At 46.1% G+C, this 20,151-nt stretch carries 21 protein-coding genes; 6 read left to right on the plus strand and 15 right to left on the minus strand.

Going from position 1 to position 20,151, the window contains the following annotated elements; all coding sequences use genetic code 11:
• Positions 1-5: 5 nt before the first annotated feature.
• From rpsS to rnr, 8 genes are all read right to left on the minus strand, one after another.
• On the minus strand, positions 6-284 hold the full coding sequence (gene rpsS, locus APB76_RS09335; protein ID WP_004745876.1) for a 30S ribosomal protein S19: 279 nt from the start codon (positions 282-284) through the stop codon (positions 6-8).
• Positions 285-305: 21 nt separating this feature from the next.
• Complete coding sequence (gene rplB / locus APB76_RS09340) at positions 306-1,130, minus strand: 50S ribosomal protein L2 (RefSeq protein ID WP_004410474.1); 825 nt, start codon at positions 1,128-1,130, stop codon at positions 306-308.
• A 15-nt stretch (positions 1,131-1,145) separates the two neighbouring features.
• Positions 1,146-1,448, minus strand: a complete 303-nt coding sequence (gene rplW, locus APB76_RS09345) for a 50S ribosomal protein L23 (RefSeq protein WP_004398471.1) — start codon at positions 1,446-1,448, stop codon at positions 1,146-1,148.
• On the minus strand, positions 1,445-2,047 hold the full coding sequence (gene rplD / locus APB76_RS09350) for a 50S ribosomal protein L4 (protein ID WP_054962920.1): 603 nt from the start codon (positions 2,045-2,047) through the stop codon (positions 1,445-1,447). The genes rplW and rplD overlap by 4 nt, the downstream gene beginning before the upstream one ends.
• Positions 2,048-2,064: 17 nt before the next feature.
• Positions 2,065-2,694, minus strand: a complete 630-nt coding sequence (rplC, locus tag APB76_RS09355) for a 50S ribosomal protein L3 (RefSeq protein WP_049844273.1) — start codon at positions 2,692-2,694, stop codon at positions 2,065-2,067.
• Between the two features lie 14 nt (positions 2,695-2,708).
• On the minus strand, positions 2,709-3,020 hold the full coding sequence (gene rpsJ, locus APB76_RS09360) for a 30S ribosomal protein S10 (RefSeq protein ID WP_004410492.1): 312 nt from the start codon (positions 3,018-3,020) through the stop codon (positions 2,709-2,711).
• A 562-nt stretch (positions 3,021-3,582) separates the two neighbouring features.
• The gene (rlmB, locus tag APB76_RS09365) at positions 3,583-4,320 is read right to left on the minus strand and encodes a 23S rRNA (guanosine(2251)-2'-O)-methyltransferase RlmB (protein WP_054962919.1); all 738 of its coding nucleotides are present in this window, start codon (positions 4,318-4,320) and stop codon (positions 3,583-3,585) included.
• 21 nt (positions 4,321-4,341) lie between these two features.
• Positions 4,342-6,795: a ribonuclease R gene (gene rnr, locus APB76_RS09370; RefSeq protein WP_054962918.1), complete on the minus strand. Its 2,454-nt coding sequence runs from the start codon at positions 6,793-6,795 to the stop codon at positions 4,342-4,344.
• 254 nt (positions 6,796-7,049) lie between these two features.
• Here rnr and APB76_RS09375 point away from each other — a divergent pair, with 254 nt between their 5' ends.
• Positions 7,050-8,459 (plus strand): amidohydrolase, encoded by a 1,410-nt coding sequence (locus APB76_RS09375; protein WP_054962917.1) that lies wholly within the window; start codon positions 7,050-7,052, stop codon positions 8,457-8,459.
• Between the two features lie 99 nt (positions 8,460-8,558).
• Here the strand turns inward: APB76_RS09375 and motX are convergent, their stop codons facing one another.
• The 7 genes from motX to kefG all read right to left on the minus strand — a co-directional run bounded on the left by motX (position 8,559) and on the right by kefG (position 15,233).
• Positions 8,559-9,197, minus strand: a complete 639-nt coding sequence (gene motX / locus APB76_RS09380; RefSeq protein ID WP_049844269.1) for a flagellar protein MotX — start codon at positions 9,195-9,197, stop codon at positions 8,559-8,561.
• A gap of 228 nt (positions 9,198-9,425) precedes the next feature.
• Entirely contained in the window at positions 9,426-10,742 is a 1,317-nt protein-coding gene (locus APB76_RS09385) for an adenylosuccinate synthase (RefSeq protein WP_054962916.1), read from the minus strand.
• A gap of 172 nt (positions 10,743-10,914) precedes the next feature.
• The gene (locus tag APB76_RS09390; RefSeq protein ID WP_054962915.1) at positions 10,915-11,856 is read right to left on the minus strand and encodes an isoaspartyl peptidase/L-asparaginase family protein; all 942 of its coding nucleotides are present in this window, start codon (positions 11,854-11,856) and stop codon (positions 10,915-10,917) included.
• Positions 11,857-11,955: 99 nt separating this feature from the next.
• Positions 11,956-12,537 carry a peptidylprolyl isomerase gene (gene slyD / locus APB76_RS09395; RefSeq protein WP_049844266.1) on the minus strand — a complete coding sequence of 194 codons (582 nt, stop codon included), beginning with the start codon at positions 12,535-12,537 and terminating at the stop codon, positions 11,956-11,958.
• Positions 12,538-12,629: 92 nt separating this feature from the next.
• A complete protein-coding gene (locus APB76_RS09400; protein ID WP_004745859.1) occupies positions 12,630-12,824 on the minus strand; it encodes a YheV family putative zinc ribbon protein in 195 nt (64 codons plus the stop codon).
• A 35-nt stretch (positions 12,825-12,859) separates the two neighbouring features.
• Positions 12,860-14,656, minus strand: a complete 1,797-nt coding sequence (gene kefB / locus APB76_RS09405; protein ID WP_049844265.1) for a glutathione-regulated potassium-efflux system protein KefB — start codon at positions 14,654-14,656, stop codon at positions 12,860-12,862.
• Positions 14,646-15,233, minus strand: coding sequence for a glutathione-regulated potassium-efflux system ancillary protein KefG (gene kefG, locus APB76_RS09410; RefSeq protein WP_049844264.1), 588 nt, complete (start codon positions 15,231-15,233; stop codon positions 14,646-14,648). The genes kefB and kefG overlap by 11 nt, the downstream gene beginning before the upstream one ends.
• Before the next feature lie 157 nt (positions 15,234-15,390).
• Between kefG and APB76_RS09415 the strand changes: the two genes are divergently transcribed.
• From APB76_RS09415 to APB76_RS09435, 5 genes are all read left to right on the plus strand, one after another.
• On the plus strand, positions 15,391-17,313 hold the full coding sequence (locus APB76_RS09415; protein WP_054962914.1) for an ABC transporter ATP-binding protein: 1,923 nt from the start codon (positions 15,391-15,393) through the stop codon (positions 17,311-17,313).
• Positions 17,310-17,789 carry a TIGR02444 family protein gene (locus APB76_RS09420; protein ID WP_049844262.1) on the plus strand — a complete coding sequence of 160 codons (480 nt, stop codon included), beginning with the start codon at positions 17,310-17,312 and terminating at the stop codon, positions 17,787-17,789. Before APB76_RS09415 ends, APB76_RS09420 begins: the two co-directional genes overlap by 4 nt.
• A gap of 9 nt (positions 17,790-17,798) precedes the next feature.
• The gene (locus APB76_RS09425; protein ID WP_054962913.1) at positions 17,799-18,776 is read left to right on the plus strand and encodes a hydrolase; all 978 of its coding nucleotides are present in this window, start codon (positions 17,799-17,801) and stop codon (positions 18,774-18,776) included.
• Positions 18,777-18,816: 40 nt separating this feature from the next.
• Positions 18,817-19,029, plus strand: coding sequence for a YheU family protein (locus tag APB76_RS09430; protein WP_049844260.1), 213 nt, complete (start codon positions 18,817-18,819; stop codon positions 19,027-19,029).
• 80 nt (positions 19,030-19,109) lie between these two features.
• Complete coding sequence (locus APB76_RS09435) at positions 19,110-19,979, plus strand: phosphoribulokinase (protein ID WP_054962912.1); 870 nt, start codon at positions 19,110-19,112, stop codon at positions 19,977-19,979.
• Positions 19,980-20,151 lie beyond the last annotated feature (172 nt).

Raw genomic sequence — 20,151 nt, forward strand, 5'->3', positions numbered from 1 at the left:
ACTCCTTAACGCTTCTTAGCTTTCTTATCCACGACATGGCCGCGGTAAGTACGTGTTGGTGCGAATTCGCCCAGTTTGTGACCGATCATTTCTTCAGTTACAAATACTGGTACGTGCTGACGACCATTATGGACAGCGATGGTCAAACCGATCATCGTAGGGATGATCATTGAACGACGGGACCAAGTCTTAATAGGCTTTTTGTCTCCGCTTTCCACCGCTTTCTCTACCTTCTTCAGCAAGTGTAGGTCAATAAATGGACCTTTCTTGAGAGAACGTGGCATGGCGATTCCTCTTTATATAGATTACTTGTTACGACGACGTACGATGTACTTGTCAGTGCGTTTGTTCTTACGAGTCTTGAAGCCTTTAGTTGGCTGACCCCATGGTGAAACTGGGTGACGGCCACCAGAAGTACGACCTTCACCACCACCGTGTGGGTGGTCTACTGGGTTCATTACCACACCGCGAACGGTTGGACGAACACCGCGCCAGCGGTTAGCACCAGCTTTACCAAGTTCACGTAGCATGTGCTCAGAGTTACCAACTTCACCGATTGTTGCACGGCCTTCAGAAAGTACTTTGCGCATTTCGCCAGAACGTAGACGGATAGTTACGTATGCACCGTCGCGAGCAACGATTTGAGCATATGCACCAGCCGAACGAGCTAGCTGACCACCTTTACCAGGTTTTAGTTCAACATTGTGTACAGTTGAACCTACTGGGATGTTACGCATTGGTAGAGTGTTACCAGCTTTGATTGGTGCATCAACACCTGACTGGATAGCATCACCTGCGTTAACACCTTTAGGTGCTAGGATGTAACGACGCTCACCGTCTGCGTACAGAACTAGAGCGATGTTAGCGCTACGGTTTGGATCATATTCAAGACGCTCAACTTTCGCTGGGATACCGTCTTTAGTACGTTTGAAGTCAATTACACGGTAGTGGTGCTTGTGACCACCGCCGATGTGACGTACTGTGATACGACCGTTGTTGTTACGACCACCGTTCTTAGAGTTTTTCTCTAGAAGAGGTGCGTATGGCTTGCCCTTGTGTAGGTCAGCGTTAACAACTTTAACAACGTGACGACGACCAGGGGAAGTCGGCTTACATTTAACAATAGCCATTCTTAACTACTCCTGTTATTCCGCGCCGCCAACGAAGTCAAGATCTTGACCTTCTTTCAAAGTAACGTACGCTTTCTTAACGTCGCTGCGGCGACCTTGGCGTAGACCTTGACGTTTGGTCTTACCCTTAGTGATAAGAGTATTTACAGACTTAACTTCAACTTCAAATAGCTTTTCTACAGCTGCTTTGATCTCTTTTTTAGTTGCATCTTTCGCTACTTTGAAAACGATAGTGTTCGCTTTCTCAGCTGCCATAGTTGCTTTTTCAGAGATGTGCGGTGCACGTAGAACTTTTAGGATACGCTCTTCAGTGATCATGCTAGCATCTCCTCTACTTGTTTAACTGCATCAGCAGTAATTACAACTTTGTCAAACGCAATTAGAGATACTGGATCAAGACCAGCAACGTCACGTGCGTCAACTTTGTATAGGTTACGAGCAGCTAAGAATAGGTTCTCATCTACTTCGCTAGTCACGATTAAAGCGTCAGTTAGCTCAAGCTCTTTAAGCTTAGCAACTAGTTCTTTAGTCTTTGGTGCTTCTACTGAGAAGTTATCAACAACGATTAAACGCTCTTGACGAACAAGCTCAGAAAGAATGCTCTTCATAGCACCACGGTACATTTTTTTGTTTACTTTTTGGCTGTGATCTTGTGGTTTCGCAGCAAAAGTAACACCACCTGTACGCCAGATTGGGCTACGGATTGTACCAGCACGTGCACGGCCAGTACCTTTTTGACGCCATGGCTTAGCGCCACCGCCAGAAACTTCTGAACGTGTTTTCTGAGCACGAGTACCTTGACGAGCACCTGCTGCAAATGCAACAACTACTTGGTGTACAAGAGCTTCGTTAAACTCACGTCCGAAAGTAGTTTCGGAAACAGTTAGTGCATCAGCACCTTTAACCATTAGTTCCATTACTTACTCCTGAGACGTTATGCTTTAACAGCTGGTTTAACGATCACGTTACCGCCAGTTGCGCCTGGGACTGCACCTTTAATAAGAAGCAGATTGCGCTCAGCGTCAACACGTACGATCTCTAGGTTTTGAGTCGTTACACGCTCAGCACCCATGTGACCTGCCATTTTCTTGCCTTTAAATACGCGACCTGGAGTTTGACATTGGCCAATAGAACCAGGAGCACGGTGAGACAATGAGTTACCGTGAGTCATATCTTGAGTGCGGAAGTTCCAACGCTTAACAGCGCCTTGGAAGCCTTTACCCTTAGATGTACCAGTAACGTCTACTTTCTTTGTTTCGTTGAATAGTTCAACTGTTAGCTCAGCGCCAACTGCAAACTCTTCACCGTTTTCCAAACGGAATTCCCAAAGACCACGACCAGCTTCTACACCTGCTTTAGCAAAGTGACCAGCTTCTGGCTTAGTTACGCGGTTAGCTTTCTTAGCACCAGTAGTAACCTGGATTGCTGCGTAGCCGTCTGTATCAAGTGTTTTAACTTGAGAAACACGGTTAGCTTCAACCTCAACAACAGTTACTGGGATAGAAACGCCTTCTTCAGTAAATACGCGGGTCATGCCCACTTTACGACCGATTAGACCAATCATTCTTCTAATCTCCCTTAACCTAGGCTAATTTGAACGTCAACGCCCGCAGCAAGGTCTAGACGCATTAGAGCATCAACAGTTTTGTCTGTTGGCTCAACGATGTCGATTAGACGCTTGTGAGTACGGATTTCGTACTGGTCACGAGCTTTCTTGTTAACGTGTGGAGAGATAAGAACTGTGAAACGCTCTTTACGAGTAGGTAGTGGGATTGGACCACGAACCTGTGCGCCAGTGCGCTTAGCTGTTTCAACGATTTCCGCTGTAGAAGCATCGATTAGTTTGTAATCGAAAGCTTTTAGGCGGATACGGATACGTTGGTTCTGCATGAGACAGAGCTCCAATATTAAAAATTACACAAACAATATCGCCACTCATACTCGTAAAGACGAGAGAATGCCGATTGATTTATGTGAAACCGTAACTTCCAAGATTAGGAAGTATTGTCAGTTAATTTTCGATTAACTACCCCTATATACCAGAATCACGTCTGGGGATAGTTATTCCGAAGAATAAGTAGCTAATTGTATTAACCGCGAACATAAGCTGAGTTTACATTACCTAATAAATCGATGATTTATTAGCTCCTCTTCGCTCATTGGTTCACAACTGGCTTAACCAGTGCGACGCATTATACAGATCACAGTTTCACTTGCAAGTGCTGTTTGAAAAATAAACGGAGAAGAGGAATTTGGAAGCGAGATGCAGGAACGGACTTCGTCCTACGGAGAGCTGGGGAGCTGTAAATGGTATTTGATAGATTCCCTACTCCCTCATTCTTCGGTCTAAGGAATGACAAAACTAAAGTCATCGATTCAATTTAGCGACGTCAATGAGTAAAAAGAGCGGGCTGAATCATCAGCCCGCTCTCACTTTATATATTCCAGCTATTTAAGCCAAGCGTTGACGCACCGCTTCAAACAGACATACGCCCGACGCTACAGACACGTTCAGACTTGAAACACTACCCGCCATAGGGATCTTGATTAAGTCGTCACACGTTTCGCGAGTGAGGCGACGCATACCGTCACCTTCTGCCCCCATGACGATAGCCAAAGCGCCAGTTAGTTTAGCTTGATAGATATCGTGTGTTGCTTCACCTGCAGTACCAACAAACCAAACGCCCTGCTCTTGTAAAGCTCGCATAGTACGCGCGAGATTAGTCACACGCACCAAAGGCACTGTTTCGGCTGCGCCACAGGCCACTTTACTGACTGTTGCGGTAATATTGGCTGACTTATCTTTTGGAACAATCACGGCAGCAACACCCGCCGCATCAGCGTTACGTAGACAAGCACCCAAGTTGTGCGGATCGGTGACACCATCAAGTACTAGCAAGAGTGGTGATTCATGCTTAGCCAGAATGTCGTCTAAGTCGTTTTCGTTAAGCTGTTTGGCAGGCTTCACGCGAGCCATAATACCTTGGTGGTTTGCACCACGTGCTTTGTCATCTAGCGTTTTGCGTGTCATTTGCTGAATTGAAACACCACACACTTGCAGGTCATTCAAAATCGGCATTAGACGGTCATCTTGGCGACCTTTTAGCACGAACGCTTCAATAAAGCGCTCAGGTTCACGCTCTAATACAGCTTTGACTGCGTGGATACCATAAATAAATTCGTTACTCATTTAAAAACCTGTTCGTTTAAATCACTGCGCTGCTTTTTTACTGCGCTTGGTTTTCTTAGGCTTATTACCAGCCTTTTTCTTGCGAGCTTTAGTGACCTTAGGCTTCTTAGCTGCCTCTTTAGGTTCTGGGCGCTTAGTTGGTTCAACTTCAGCCGTTGCTTTAGCTGCTCTATCACCCTTAGTCGCTGCGCGTTTTTTCTCTTTGGCTTTTCTCTTCGCCTCTGCAACGCGCTTCTTAGCCGTCTTTCCTTCGCCGCGTAGCTTACGACTTGTTTCGACTAATTCAAAGTCAATTTGACGATCATCGAGGTTGACCGAAAGTACCTTAACTTTCACGGCATCGCCAAGTCGGTAGATAGCACCAAAACTTTCGCCGATAAGTCTTTGACCAATCGGATCAAATTGGTAGTAGTCATTGGCGAGAGCCGAAATATGAACTAGACCATCGATATGTAAATCACTCAGGCGAACAAAGAAGCCAAAACCAGTGACATTAGCAATCACACCATCCAGCTCTTCCCCAACATGATCTTGCATGTATTCACATTTAAGCCAATCAGACACCTCACGCGTCGCATCATCTGCACGGCGCTCAGTCATCGAACATTGCTCACCGTAGAAGTCCATATCGTCAAATGAGTAATGGTAACCACCTGTTGGCGTCCAGCGATCTTTTAGCGTGCCATTCTCTTTCGCAATCAGGTACTTAATTGCGCGGTGAAGTAACAGGTCTGGGTAACGACGAATTGGCGAGGTAAAGTGCGCATAACGCTTCAATGCCAAACCGAAGTGGCCACAGTTATCTGCGTTGTAGACTGCTTGCTTCATCGAACGTAACAACATAGTTTGAATCAGCTCTTTGTCTTGACGCTCGCCAATTTGCTTAACCAAATCAGCGTAATCGGTTGGTGATGGTTCTAAACCACCATTTAAATGCAGACCAAGCTCACCTAAGAAGTCACGGAAACCCTGCAAACGAAGTTCACCCGGAGATTCGTGAATTCGGTAGAGTGCCGGTTCTTTTGCTTTTTCGACCAAAGAAGCAGAAGCGATATTGGCTAAGATCATACACTCTTCAATAATCTTATGCGCATCGTTGCGAATCACGGGTTCAATACTGTCAATCTTGCGCTCCGCATTGAAGATGAACTTGGTTTCCACCGTTTCAAATTCAATCGCACCACGATTGTCACGAGCATGCTTAAGCACTTTATACATCTTATGCAGCTCTTCTAGGTGAGGAACTAACGGTTCGTATCTTTGGTGCAGCTCTTCATCCCCTTCAAGGATATGGTGTACCTTATTATAGGTCAGGCGAGCATGAGAGTTCATCACCGCTTCATAGTGCTTGTAGCCAGATAACTTACCCGTCTCAGAGATGGTCATCTCACACACCATACATAGGCGGTCGACTTGCGGGTTAAGAGAACATAAGCCGTTAGATAATACTTCCGGAAGCATTGGAACCACTTGCGATGGGAAGTAAACAGAGTTACCACGGTTGATCGCTTCTTTATCGAGTGCGGTATCAGGGCGAACGTAGTAGCTCACATCCGCAATCGCAACCCATAATCGCCAACCACCGCTCTTTTTCTTCTCACAGAAAACAGCATCGTCAAAGTCGCGGGCATCTTCACCATCGATAGTCACTAGTGGCAGTTCGCGCAGGTCTACCCTGCCTACTTTTGCTTCTTCCGGTACTTCTTCCCCAAGCCCTTCGATTTGCTTATCGACGGCTTCAGGCCACTCATGAGGAATTTGGTGAGTGCGGATGGCAATTTGAGTCTCCATTCCTGGTGCCATATTTTCACCCAAGACTTCAATCACTTTGCCCATCATGCCACGAGAACGAGAGCCACGGTCAGTAATTTCAATCACCACAACATTACCCATACGCGCCCCTGCACGGAGTTCATTCGGGATTAAGATATCTTGGCTGATGCGCGAATCGTCTGGCACCACATATGAGTAACCATACTCCAGAAAGAAGCGGCCTACGATTTGCGTCGTGCGTTCTTCAAGCACACGAACCAAGCGCCCTTCCTTACGGCCTCGCTTCGAGTTATCAGTTGGCTGTACTAAGACATAGTCACCGTGAATGATATTTTTCATCTGATGGTGAGGAAGAACGATATCATTGTCTTTACCGACACTTCCTTCAGGGCGTACCCAACCATGACCGTCTTTATGACCGATCACATAGCCTTTGATCATTTCTAGTTTCTCTGGCAGGGCGTAGCATTGACGGCGAGTAAAGACCAACTGGCCATCACGCTCCATCGCGCGCAGTCGACGACGCAAGCCTTCGTAATGATCTTCTCCTTTCAACTTTAATGCTTCAAAGAGATCATTGCGGTTCATCGGAACGCCAGCTTGGCTGAGGAACTCAAGGATAAACTCACGGCTTGGGATCGGATTGTCATAATTTTCCGATTCACGAGCTGCAAATGGGTCATTATGGATATTGTCTGACATAGGCACGCCTAATTAACAAAGGAAGGGAATTAAAACTAGTATATCTGACTAGCGAGTTAAGCTACAGGTAAGTCGCTTTAATTTCGCAGTTTTTCCTCCTGTTTTTCATCACTTATCTCAACTCTTCACAACTCACAACATCGTACGATAAAGATCACACTTCATTGCAACTTAACGAGCAATCGATTGCACCCAGTAAAGAAGGGGGTATGATTTAGGAAAATTTTACCGTTCCTTTTACTACAGGTGTTGTCATGAGTATCAAACGTACCTTAATCGCTTCGGCTATCGCTAGCCTTGGTCTATTCTCGCTTCAGGCGTCCGCTACCGAGAAAGCGGATTTAATGATCACCGATGCCATGGTTCTAACTATGAACCAAGACAAAACCGTGTATGAAAAAGGAACGGTAGTCGTAAAAGGCAATCAAATCATCGCAGTTGGCGATCAATCACTGGCGAAACAATATCAAGCGGAGAAAGTACTGGATGTGGATGGCGATATTGTGATGCCTGGCCTTATCAATACCCATACTCACGTTTCAATGACGGTATTTCGCTCTCTTGCAGACGATGTCCCTGATCGCCTCCACCGCTATATTTTCCCACTAGAAGCCAAGCTTGTTTCACGTGATATGGTGCGTATAGGTGCCAATCTTGGCAATGTCGAGATGGTCAAAGGCGGTGTAACCACTTATGCAGACATGTACTATTTTGAAGATGAAGTAGCAAAGACCGTCGATAAAATTGGTATGCGAGCAATTTTGGGCGAAACAGTGATTAAATTCCCGGTTGCTGACGCTGCCAATGCAGGTGAAGGTATTCAGTACGCACTTAACTTTATCGAAGAATACAAAGACCACCCGCGAATCACGCCAGCTTTTGCACCACACGCGCCATATACAAACACCACTGAAACACTGCAAAAAGTGGCTAAGCTGTCGCTTGAACACGATGTGCCTGTGATGATTCACTTAGCGGAATCACACCGCGAAGAAAAGAAGATCGCTCAGCGTGCTGACGGAATGTCACCAGTTCAGTATATGCATAGCATTGGTGCACTGAACAAGAATCTCGTCGGTGCCCATATGATCTTGGTCGATGATGAAGATATCAAGCTGGTAAAAGAAGCAGATATGGGTGTCGCACACAACATGAGTGCCAACATTAAATCTGCAAAAGGCGTTTCTCCTGCCCTTAAGATGTACGATGAAGAAGTGCGTATTGGTTTAGGTACAGATGGGCCGATGTCAGGCAACACTTTGAGTACGATTGATGAATTCAACCAAGTGGCTAAAGTACATAAACTTGTTAACAAGGATCGCGCGGCAATGCCGCCAATCAAAGTGGTAGATATGGCGACCATGGGGGCTGCCAAAGCGCTGCATATGGAAAACAAAATCGGTTCTCTTGAAATCGGAAAACTGGCAGATATCATCGTAATCGACACGAAAGCGCCAAACATGGTGCCAGTCTATAATCCGTATTCAGCGCTAGTCTACTCAGCAAACTCAGGCAATGTACGTCACTCTATTGTTGACGGCAAAGTACTGATGCAAGATCGCGAAATACTCACTGTTGATGAAGAGGCCATTCGTAAAGAAGCACTCGAATTCACTAAAGTCGTTCGTGAGACAGTAATTGAATCAGGTGAAGTGGTTCAGTAAAAAGGCTCGTAATAACAATGCCCAGCAAGTGCTGGGCATTTTAGTTTCTATCGCAACCGACCGAGTGCAGGAAGCCAGTTGGTTTTAAACGTTAACAAGTTACCAGAAGGTATCGCGCTTTTTCGCTCTGGCGATAATATTTTGTGGCATTCGCCTCTCTAGGCCTTGCCGTAGAACACTAATGCGTTTGTGTACACGCTGGTCAGCGGTGACCGAGTTATACAACCAGCGGTAGGCATCTTCATAATCGAGCGGGCTACCGTAATCGCGCAGCAGCAGTTCTGCTAGGTGAATACGAGCATTTATATTGCCCATAGCCGCCGCTTCACGAAGATAAGGAATCGCACGCTCTTTATCTTGCTGAACCAAGGTGCCACGCGAGTAATAGCGACCAATCTGCTCAAGAGCAGCCGGCAAACCTTGGTGGGCAGCATTTTCCATATAGTAAAGACCCAGCTCTACATCCTGATTGACACACACGCCCCATGCCAGCATATCTCCGTATAGAAATTCATACGCAGGTAAGCTGATTCGAGTCGCACGCGCCACAATATCTTCAACAAGTTGACAGTTATCGGCTTTTACACGCTCTAAATGTTGGTTGCTGTTGATGAGTTTAATTAATTCGGCTTCGGTATATATAGGTATCGGCTCACCGATTTCAGACAACTCGTTTGCCTGAACCCATGAGACACTTAACGCCAACACCATCGAAGCAGCTAATTTTCTTAGCTTCATTTTCTGCACTCTTAACTTCGACCATAGGTATCAACTTTTCGTCAACACCAGATTTGCCGCAAACGCGGCAAGCTTGATACTAGTATCGGCAATCAGCGCTAACTCTTTAATCAAAATTGCCGCTCTATGGCAAATTGTTGCCGTAAGTTATGAGAATCGCAAGGAAAATTGGTTATAAAAAAACCGGCGATAAACGCCGGTTTTTTAAAACACTTTAACAATCAGAGATTAAGCTTCGTATGGGTGAGCTTTAATAATTGTTTCGTTGCGGTCTGGACCTGTAGAGATGATATCTACTGGCACACCCGTTAGCTCTTCGATACGCTTGATGTAGTCAAGAGCGGCTTTTGGAAGCGCGTCTAGTGATTTAGCACCAAATGTAGTCTCAGACCAACCAGGCATTGTTTCGTAGATTGGTGTCGCTTCTTCAAATGACTCTGCCGCCATTGGAGACACTTCTAAGATAGAACCGTCTTTCATCTTGTAGCCAGTACAGATTTTGATCTCATCTAGACCATCAAGGACGTCTAGTTTAGTCAGGCAGATACCTGTTAGAGAGTTGATTTGGATTGCACGGCGCATTGCCACGGCATCGAACCAACCTGTACGACGTAGGCGACCTGTTGTTGCACCAAACTCGTGGCCAACAGTACCTAAGTGCTTACCGATAGGGTCTTGCTTGTCTTGACCATCGTATAGCTCAGTTGGGAACGGACCAGAACCAACACGAGTACAGTAAGCCTTAGTAATACCAAGAATGTAACCGATGTGGCGAGGGCCGAAACCAGAACCTGCAGCAACACCACCAGCAGTCGTGTTAGAAGAAGTTACGTATGGGTAAGTACCATGGTCGATATCGAGTAGCGTACCTTGAGCACCTTCGAACATAATCTTGTCGCCGCGCTTGCGTGCTGCGTCTAGTTCGTCAGTTACGTCCATAACCATAGAAGTTAGTAGATCAGCGTAACCCATGCATTGCTCAAGAACTTCATCGTAGCTTACTGTTTCAGCTTTGTAGAAGTGCTCTAGCTGGAAGTTATGGAATTCCATCACTTCTTTTAGTTTCTCAGCGAACATCTCTTTATCGAAAAGATCGCCAACGCGTAGACCACGACGGGCAACTTTGTCTTCATAAGCAGGACCGATACCACGACCGGTTGTACCAATAGCTTTCGCGCCACGAGCGATTTCACGCGCGTTGTCGATAGCGATGTGGTAAGGAAGAATTAGAGGACAAGCTTCAGAAACGAAAAGACGCTCACGAACCGGGATGCCACGCTCTTCAAGAGGCTTCATTTCTTTAAGAAGTGCTTCAGGCGATAATACAACGCCGTTACCGATAACACATTTTACGTTATCGCGTAGGATGCCTGATGGAATTAAATGAAGAACGGTTTTTTCACCGTCAATTACAAGAGTGTGACCTGCGTTGTGACCGCCTTGGTAGCGAACCACATACTTTGCATCTTCAGTTAAAAGGTCAACAATTTTACCTTTACCTTCGTCACCCCATTGGGTGCCCAGAACGACTACGTTATTTCCCATCTTTCCAGTATCTGTTGCTAGTTAAAAATGGATTCTAGCACCGAATCACATTTCTTGCAGTCATTTTTTAATCATCTAAGTGTAATACCGTTTAAATCAGAGGGGGTTTTAAACAACAGCGAACTATATCAGCCACTTAACTGTAGTCTTAGCAGAATGAATCTCGAGCAAACTACTCATCTGCGTAGATTTTCACGCTAAAATCTCCATTTGTGTCGATGCCTGCTCGATACATCCCCGTGCTGTTCATCGAAAAATGAAGTTGCCCTTGAGCATCAACGGCAATCAGACCGCCTTCTCCGCCCATCTCTTTTAGCTCACCTTGAATAACGGTATCGCATGCGGTGTACAGCTCTTCTTTTAAGTAACGCATCCTCGCTGCTACATCGGCTGCCACCGTTTGGCGAATAAAGAACTCACCCATTCCTGTGGTTGAGACAGCAACATTGCCATTCTCTGCAAATGTCCCTGCCCCGATGATCGAAGAGTCACCAACCCTACCATATTTCTTATTCGTGACACCGCCAGTACTGGTCGCGGCAGCAAGGTTACCATGTTGATCGAGCGCCACCGCTCCAACCGTGCCATATTTGTTATCATCAGGGTATCTAGACTCCGATAATGCAAACAGACCTTTCTCTTTCATCGAGAGTAACTGCTCATAACGGCGGTTAGTAAAGAAGTAATCTTGCTCAGTAAATTGATAGCCGTGCTCGAAGGCAAACTCTTCAGCTCCTTCGCCAATCATTAACACATGATCACTTTTATTCATCACGTCGCGTGCGAGATCAATTGGGTTCTTAATATGACGAACACCTGCTACGGCACCAGCATTTTTGTCTTTGCCATGCATAACAGATGCATCCATTTCAACCATTTCCTTGTTGGTCAATACCGAACCTTTACCAGCATTAAAGTTAGGCGAGTCTTCCAATACTTTGACCGCTGCAACGACCGCATCCAGCGCATCCCCTGATTGAGCTAAAATGCTATGCCCAGCGCGAACCGAAGCTTCAAGATCGGCTAGGATGGAAGCCTTTAACTCTTCGCTCATTTGATCACGTAATATGGTTCCGGCTCCGCCATGAATGGCGATTGAGAATGGTTGGCTCATTGGTTGGTCTCCGTATCTCTAACGACCTTATTGGTAACAAAAAAGGCGTTTCCCGTACAGCGGGAAACGCCTTTTACAATCTAGCTATAAGCTAACAGATTAGTGAGAACCGCAGCTACCGCCACCGCAGCAGCCGTCTTTTTTCTCTTCACCGTGGTCATGGCCTTCGCCACCACAGCAACCGCCTTCATGATCGTGGTCGTGACCACAGCCACCAGCTTGGTGAACGTGACCGTGCTCGATCTCTTCAGCAGTAGCTTCACGTACAGCAACAACTTCTACGTCGAAAGTTAGTGTTTGACCAGCAAGCATGTGGTTACCATCAACAACGACTTCGTCGCCATCTACTTCTGTTACTTCTACAGGGATTGGACCCTGGTCAGTATCCGCTAGGAAACGCATACCTACTTCGATTTGCTCAACACCTTGGAATACATCTGCAGGAACACGCTGTACAAGTGCGTCGTTGTGCTCACCGTATGCTTCTTCTGGAGAAACAGTTACAGAGAACTTAGCGCCTGCTTCTTTAGCTTCTAGTGCTGTTTCAAGACCAGTGATTAGGTTGTTGTTGCCGTGTAGATAATCTAGTGGCGCATCTGCAGTAGACTGATCAACAACAACACCGTCTTCCAATTTCACTTGGTAAGCAAGGCTTACAACTACGTTCTTTTCAATTTTCATATTTACTCCAAGGAGAATAAAGGACCTTAGCCCAAACTAAGGTCTATAAACTTTCTATCGAGGTATTATGGGGATGATTTGTAGAAACTCAATCAATCAGGCTTAAAAATGCCGATCATTTCCTGACCGCCATGCTCCGTTTTCTCAACGGACTGAGGTTGACGCTGGTCTTGGTGACCGCACTCAACACACTCTACTAACTCAATATTGTTCTCTATCCACCAGCGCAAAGTGTCTTGTGCAGAACACTTGGGGCAACTGGCGCCTGCGATAAATCTTTTTTTCATCTTACAACTCAGTTATTGGGGTCCACTGACCTAAATTAATCCCAGAAGTTTTTAGCTTGCTGATCGCTCTCGAGCTCTCGGCCAAATATCTCTTCCAGTTCTTTACGGGCTTCTTTGGCTCTTTGGGCCAATTGTTTGTCATCATTGTGCTGAGGGAGCAACTCCTTGAGCATAGCATTATCAAGCTTTCTGAAATGCGCCTCAGCTCGCTTTGCTTGATACGGGTGCATGCCTAAATTGATCAAGGTTTGACGGCCAAGATCTAGAGCACCCAAAAAGGTTTCGCGCGAGTAGTTATCTACGCCATGACTTAGTAACTGATAAGCCTCGACTCTACTGCGGGCACGAGCGAGCAGTTTTAGAGCAGGGAAATGTGTTTGGCACAGCTCGATAATCTTCATGATCTCATCAGGAGAGTCAGTACAGATCACCATCGCCTCTGCTTTATCCGCACCTGCAGCTCGTAGCAAGTCTAGTTGAGTCGCATCACCGTAAAACACCTTGTAACCGTACTTACGCAACAGCTTAATCTGACTCGCGTCACTTTCTAACACTGTGACTTTTATTTTGTTGGCGTACATCAAACGGCCAATGATCTGCCCAAAGCGACCAAATCCGGCAATGATGACTCGTGGTTGTTTGTTGACCACATCACTTTTAAGCGCCTCAACCGAATCTGCGTTCAGACCACGGGCATACCATTTGTTCTGCGCCATTAATAATAGAGGGGTCGTGACCATAGACAAGCTGACCACCACCAATAGAAAAGCGGTCTGATTGTGATTTATCAGGCCTTCACTGCTTGCCGCAGTAAAGATAACAAAAGCAAATTCACCGCCCTGACTTAGTATCGCCGCCATTTTACTACGTACTTTGGCACTGCTACCTGCTAAGCGCGCTAGTAGATAGAGGATTAACCCTTTTACAATAACTAGACCAACAACGGCCGCTATTACTGCAAAGGGCTCTAATGCGAGTAAGCCCAAATCAACAGCCATACCGACAGCAATAAAGAATAAGCCGAGCAACAAACCTTTAAACGGCTCTATGGCAATTTCGAGCTCATGACGATACTCACTCTCTGCCAGTAACACTCCCGCCAAGAAGGTGCCAAGTGCCATAGACAAGCCAAGGTGTTTCATTAGTAGAGCAATACCGATAACCAACAGCAGAGCCGCGACGGTAAATAGTTCTCTTACGCCACTTAACACCACGTAACGAAACAGCGGTCTCAATAGGAAATGGCCACCAACCAACAAGCCTCCAACACCACCAAGCATCCATAGTGCGTCAAGCCAGTCCCCCGCTGTATTGCCCGCCAATATAGGAAGAATCGCCAACATGGGAATCACTGCAATATCTTGGAACAGGAGGACAGCAAAACCAGATTGGCCAGTTTCACCGCCTGCTAACCCTTGCTCTTCAATCACACGTAGGGCAATCGCCGTAGAAGAGAGTGCTAGGCCCATACCTATTACTAAGCTGGTCTGCCATGTTGTACCGGCAATATAAGCAACACTAGCGAGAATAAGAGTTGTCACTACAACCTGAGCGCCCCCCAATCCCAATATTGGCCCTTTCATCTGCAGCAGCTTCTTTGGATTTAGTTCCAAGCCAATCAGGAACAGCAATAGCACAACGCCAAATTCAGCAAAATGGAGAATCGCTTCTACATCACGGATCAAGCCGAGTCCCCAAGGACCAATCGCAACACCCGCAAGTAAATAGCCCAGTACAGAACCAAGACCCAGTCGCTGAGCAAGCGGCACTGCAATAACTGCAGCCGTCAGAAAGATCACACTACTCTGGAGAAAATCACTTTCAAGCGCCATTGCCACCTCCTACTACTTGTTCAGTATAGATTAGCAATGGATTATTCAGCCATTGACGGTAGGTCTCTGCATGTTGATAGCGCTCCATTTCACTGACGTTACGCGCCCAATAGAGCACCAATGGTTCTATCCACTCCATCTGACACAGTGCTGCAGTTAACTCAAACGGCTGAAGAATTTCATCGAGTGGATAACGGTTGTAGCCACTCTTGCCATACGCTTCCTCTTTTCCACCAGTGGTAATCACACTACGCCAGTACTTTCCTTTAAGCGCTTCTCCCTTTCCGTACGCAAACCCCTTACCGAGAACACGATCTAACCACTCTTTAAGCAACGCTGGACAAGAGTACATATAGAGGGGGTGATGAAAGACAATCACATCATGCTCGTTGAGTAGCTGCTGCTCTGCTGGGACATCAATGAAAAAATCGGGGTAGTGTGCATAAAGATCGTGCACAGTGACGTGATCAAGCGATTCAATCTTCTTGATCATCATTTGATTGGCCACTGACGTCTGTGACTCTGGGTGGGCATACAGCACCAACACCTTAGGTTTGTCGGATGATAAAGTCTGCATTCCTTCGACAGCAATCCTTGTATTCAGAACGTATTATGTTGTTTTTATAGGTTATCAGTTTGTTATACGTGGTTAGCACAAATAACGCAATGATCGACATAGCTCGTTAACTACCCTACTATTCGTCGCAATACGAGCAAAGACAAAGCAAAAGATTATGATTACCTTCTCTGGCATCCAGCTTCTTCGAGGTGGCAAGCCACTTCTCGACCAAGCTTCTGCGACCATTCACCCAGGCGATAAAGTTGGTCTAGTTGGCAAAAACGGTTGTGGTAAATCGACCCTTTTCGCCTTAATTAAAGACGAACTCTCTATTGATGCAGGAAATTTTAGTAAGCCTACCCATTGGGAGATGGCGTGGGTGGCGCAAGAAACCCCTGCTTTAGAACGCAGCGCTATAGAGTACGTTATTGATGGTGATCGCGAGTATCGCCGTCTTGAAGCGGATCTAGTGACAGCAGAAGAGAAAGACAACGGGACGTTAGTTGCAGAAATCCACGGCAAGATAGAAACCATCGGCGGCTACAGTATCCGCGCGCGTGCTGCTGAGCTGCTTGACGGTTTAGGCTTTAGCCAACAACAGATGAGCTGGAACCTGACTCAGTTTTCGGGTGGTTGGCGTATGCGTCTAAACCTTGCACAAGCACTGCTTTGTCGCTCTGATCTTTTGCTCCTCGATGAGCCGACCAACCACTTAGATCTTGATGCCGTAATGTGGCTAGAACGTTGGCTACAAAACTACCCGGGCACACTAATGCTTATTTCACACGACCGCGATTTCTTAGATCCTATCGTGGCTCGTGTCATTCATGTCGAGAACCAACAGCTCAATGAATACACTGGTAACTACTCTTCATTTGAAGAACAGCGTGCACAAAAGCTGATTCTACAACAAGCTCAGTTTGAGAAGCAGCAAAAGCAAATGTCGCATATGCAAAGTTATATTGACCGCTTCCGCTATAAAGCTTCCAAAGCTCGCCAAGCACAAAGCCGAATTAAGGCGCTGGAACGAATGGAGAAAGTGCTTCCTGCTCAGCTTGATAACCCATTTAGCTTTCAGTTTAGACAGCCAGATGCGCTACCAAACCCCATTATCATGATGGATGAAGTCTCGGCAGGCTATGGTGATAACCTGATTCTAGACAAAATTCGCCTTAACCTAGTCCCTGGTAGCCGCATCGGTCTGCTGGGTCGCAATGGTGCGGGTAAGTCGACCCTAATCAAGCTGCTGTCTGGCGAGCTTAACCCTCAAGGTGGTGATCTGACGTATTCACAAGGGGTTAAGATTGGCTATTTTGCTCAGCACCAGTTGGAAACTCTGCACCCAGAAGAAACGCCGCTTCAACACATGATGCAAATAGCCCCAGATAAGAACGAGCTTGAACTGCGTAACTATCTGGGTAGCTTTGGCTTCCAAGGTGAGAAAGCGCTTGAGAAAGTAGCACCCTTTTCTGGTGGCGAAAAAGCTCGCTTAGTACTGGCGTTGGTTGTATGGCAAAAACCTAATTTGTTACTGCTCGATGAACCGACCAACCACCTTGATCTGGATATGCGTCAAGCACTGACAATGGCACTGCAAACCTTCGAAGGGGCAATGGTGATTGTATCGCATGACCGTTACCTGTTACGCGCAACAACCGACGACTTGTACCTAGTTCACGACCGCCAAGTCGCACCGTTTGATGGTGACCTTAATGATTATTACAAGTGGCTGACAGAACAACAAAAAGCAGAGCGCCGAGAAGCACAAGCTCAACAACCAGAAAAAAGCTCAGAGAATAGTGCCGCGGCAAAGAAAGATCAAAAACGTCGTGAGGCAGAGTTCCGCAAGCAAACAGCACCAATTCGCAAAAACCTGACAAAACTTGAAACAAAAATGGATAAGTTGGGCACTAAACTGGCGGAAGCAGAAACGCAATTATCAGACAACTCACTTTATGATGCCGAAAATAAAGCTAAACTTAACGAAGTGTTAGCGATTCAGGCCGATAGCAAAAGTGAGCTAGAAGACGTCGAAATGGAATGGATGGCTCTGCAAGAAGAGCTAGAGAATATGGAGCAGGAGTTCAATAGCCAATGAGTTCAAAGCACGTCGTTATTTCTTTAACACTGGAACGTTTGTGGCAATTTAGCTTGCAGTACTACAGTGTGCGAGAAGTAAAAGAGGCGTGCCTTCACCTGCAAAACCATTTCAAAGGTAACGTCAATCTTCTGCTGCTGCTCAAATGGCTTGATGAGCAGCAGGTCTGCTTTCAAGAACAAGACTGGCACAAGGTCGAAGAGTGCCTTGGCCGCTCAGAAGCCTTACTGCACAGTTACCGCGAGCTAAGACGTAAACTAAAGCTCCACCTTCCAGATACCTTGTATCGTGAATCGCTACAATTTGAGCTGCAATTAGAAAAACAGCAGCAATCTGATCTTGTCGATTGCATCAATGGAATAGAATTAGAACTCAATCATGCCGAACCTCTTACCTTGCGTTACTGCCGCCAATTGGGCGGTGAGCAACTGTATGAGGCTTTTGCTGAACCTATCGATAATATCGCCAATCTCTAGAGAGCCTTTATGACTCATTTTGTTGCCGCTAAAGGGTTAGCCAATCCGCATCTACAAACTCTTGCCCCGCGCTTTATTCGTAAAAAAGCGTTGTTTGAACCGATTTGGCAAACCTTAGATACGCCAGATGGGGATTTTCTCGATATCGCTTGGAGTGAAGATATCAATGACAATTCAGTAAAAGACAAACCCATCTTTGTCTTATTCCACGGTTTAGAAGGATGCTTTTACAGCCCTTACGCTAATGGATTGATGGATGCGTTTGCCAAACAGGGTTGGCTGTCTGTGATGATGCACTTTCGTGGCTGTAGCGGTAAACCGAACAAGCTCGCCCGCGCCTATCACTCTGGTGAAGTTGAAGATGCACGTTTGTTCCTTAAGCAGCTTAATTCCCTGTTCCCACAACAAACCAAAGTGGCAGTCGGGATCTCTCTGGGTGGTAATATGCTGGCGAACTACCTAGCTAAATACAATCAAGAGCCTTTGATTGATGCTGCGACCATAGTCTCTGCCCCACTGGATCTTTCTGCTTGCTCTGAGCGTATCGAACAGGGTTTCTCCAAGCTGTATAAAAACTACCTGCTGTCGTCACTGAAAAAAAGTGCGCTGCAAAAACACCACCTATTAAAAGGTGAGCTTGGTTTGAGTTATCAGCACATCAAACGGGTTACTAAGCTGTACGAGTTTGATGATCTGATTACCGCCCCACTTCACGGTTTCAAAGATGCCGAAGATTATTACCAGCGCTGCTCGGGAATCCATCGCCTTAAGGAAATCACCCTACCAACCCAGATCATCCACGCGAAAGATGATCCGTTTATGACTGACGCTGTCATCCCTAAATACGTCTTACCCGATAACATTGACTATCGACTATTCGAGCAAGGTGGGCATGTCGGATTTGTCACTGGCAGTGCACTAAAACCAAGGTTTTGGCTCGAAGAAGCTCTGCCATCTTACTATGAAAGCTTGGCTGTTTCGGCCTAACCCATCACCTGCGTCTTAATCATAAAATAAAGAGGTATTTATGATCATTCCATGGCAACAAATCGAGCCAGAGACACTGGAAAATCTCATTCGAGAGTTTGTCCTACGCGAAGGGACAGACTACGGAGATGTTGAGGTGTCACTGCAAGACAAAATTGACCAGATACGTACACAGTTAGAGTCTGGTGAAGCGGTTGTGGTATTTTCAGAGCTGCATGAAACCGTCGATATTCAACTTAAGCGAAAACTTTAACGCATCGCATACAGTGATTAGCCACTAAAGCGTGCTATAGTGGTTTTCGTTTAAAGGATTAGATTACGACAAGGTTTGTCATGTCAGCAAAACACCCAATTATTGCGGTGACTGGTTCATCAGGCGCCGGTACCACAACCACTTCAGAAGCATTCCGCAAGATGTTCAACATGATGAACGTCAAACCCGCATGGGTTGAAGGAGACAGCTTCCACCGCTTCACGCGCCCTGAGATGGATGTCGAAATCCGTAAGGCACGAGAGCAAGGTCGCCATATCAGTTACTTTGGCCCCCAAGCGAACGACTTCCATGGCCTTGAGGAATTCTTCCGCAAATACGGCCAAGAAGGTATTGGGCAAATTCGTCGTTACCTACACACGTTTGATGAAGCTGTTCCATACAACCAAATGCCGGGTACCTTTACGCCTTGGCAAGATCTACCAGAAAACTCCGACGTGCTGTTTTATGAAGGCCTGCATGGTGGTGTCGTCGATGGCGAGGTCAACGTATCTCAGCATGTTGATTTTCTGATTGGCATGGTGCCTATCGTTAACCTTGAATGGATTCAGAAATTCGTCCGTGATACGCGCGATCGAGGTCATTCGCGTGAAGCTGTGATGGACTCTATCGTTCGCTCAATGGATGACTACCTGAACTACATCACACCGCAGTTTTCTCGCACTCACATTAACTTTCAACGCGTACCGACCGTAGATACATCTAACCCACTCAACGCCAAAGGTATTCCGAGTTTAGATGAAAGTTTTGTTGTAATCCGATTACGAGGAATTAAAAACGTCGATTACCCATATCTACTGGCAATGATTGATGGTTCATTTATGTCACGTCACAACACAATCGTTGTGCCAGGCGGCAAGATGAGTTTTGCAATGGAGCTTATCGTACGTCCGATACTCCAACAGCTCATTGAAACGGGTAAAATTGGCTAAAACTCACAGCTAGAACACGATTACTTTTCATACCGTGATCATGTGCACAGTTTTGCGTACTAAAACCCCAGTTGTACCCGATTAAAATCAAGAAATCGTTTTCGAAAAAGGATACTATTTCTTACCGAAACACAAGTTGGCTTGCAGCATTTGTAAAGTGCTCTTATCCTAG

Source organism: Vibrio bivalvicida, from assembly GCF_001399455.2.
Taxonomy (GTDB): Bacteria; Pseudomonadota; Gammaproteobacteria; order Enterobacterales; family Vibrionaceae; genus Vibrio; species Vibrio bivalvicida.

Bases quoted from the DNA above. Each gene is read 5' to 3' on its own strand.
- rpsS (WP_004745876.1), bottom strand. From the start codon at position 284: ATGCCACGTTCTCTCAAGAAAGGTCCATTTATTGACCTACACTTGCTG.
- rplB (WP_004410474.1), bottom strand. From the start codon at position 1,130: ATGGCTATTGTTAAATGTAAGCCGACTTCCCCTGGTCGTCGTCACGTT.
- rplW (WP_004398471.1), bottom strand. From the start codon at position 1,448: ATGATCACTGAAGAGCGTATCCTAAAAGTTCTACGTGCACCGCACATC.
- rplD (WP_054962920.1), bottom strand. From the start codon at position 2,047: ATGGAACTAATGGTTAAAGGTGCTGATGCACTAACTGTTTCCGAAACT.
- rplC (WP_049844273.1), bottom strand. From the start codon at position 2,694: ATGATTGGTCTAATCGGTCGTAAAGTGGGCATGACCCGCGTATTTACT.
- rpsJ (WP_004410492.1), bottom strand. From the start codon at position 3,020: ATGCAGAACCAACGTATCCGTATCCGCCTAAAAGCTTTCGATTACAAA.
- rlmB (WP_054962919.1), bottom strand. From the start codon at position 4,320: ATGAGTAACGAATTTATTTATGGTATCCACGCAGTCAAAGCTGTATTA.
- rnr (WP_054962918.1), bottom strand. From the start codon at position 6,795: ATGTCAGACAATATCCATAATGACCCATTTGCAGCTCGTGAATCGGAA.
- APB76_RS09375 (WP_054962917.1), top strand. From the start codon at position 7,050: ATGAGTATCAAACGTACCTTAATCGCTTCGGCTATCGCTAGCCTTGGT.
- motX (WP_049844269.1), bottom strand. From the start codon at position 9,197: ATGAAGCTAAGAAAATTAGCTGCTTCGATGGTGTTGGCGTTAAGTGTC.
- APB76_RS09385 (WP_054962916.1), bottom strand. From the start codon at position 10,742: ATGGGAAATAACGTAGTCGTTCTGGGCACCCAATGGGGTGACGAAGGT.
- APB76_RS09390 (WP_054962915.1), bottom strand. From the start codon at position 11,856: ATGAGCCAACCATTCTCAATCGCCATTCATGGCGGAGCCGGAACCATA.
- slyD (WP_049844266.1), bottom strand. From the start codon at position 12,537: ATGAAAATTGAAAAGAACGTAGTTGTAAGCCTTGCTTACCAAGTGAAA.
- APB76_RS09400 (WP_004745859.1), bottom strand. From the start codon at position 12,824: ATGAAAAAAAGATTTATCGCAGGCGCCAGTTGCCCCAAGTGTTCTGCA.
- kefB (WP_049844265.1), bottom strand. From the start codon at position 14,656: ATGGCGCTTGAAAGTGATTTTCTCCAGAGTAGTGTGATCTTTCTGACG.
- kefG (WP_049844264.1), bottom strand. From the start codon at position 15,233: ATGCAGACTTTATCATCCGACAAACCTAAGGTGTTGGTGCTGTATGCC.
- APB76_RS09415 (WP_054962914.1), top strand. From the start codon at position 15,391: ATGATTACCTTCTCTGGCATCCAGCTTCTTCGAGGTGGCAAGCCACTT.
- APB76_RS09420 (WP_049844262.1), top strand. From the start codon at position 17,310: ATGAGTTCAAAGCACGTCGTTATTTCTTTAACACTGGAACGTTTGTGG.
- APB76_RS09425 (WP_054962913.1), top strand. From the start codon at position 17,799: ATGACTCATTTTGTTGCCGCTAAAGGGTTAGCCAATCCGCATCTACAA.
- APB76_RS09430 (WP_049844260.1), top strand. From the start codon at position 18,817: ATGATCATTCCATGGCAACAAATCGAGCCAGAGACACTGGAAAATCTC.
- APB76_RS09435 (WP_054962912.1), top strand. From the start codon at position 19,110: ATGTCAGCAAAACACCCAATTATTGCGGTGACTGGTTCATCAGGCGCC.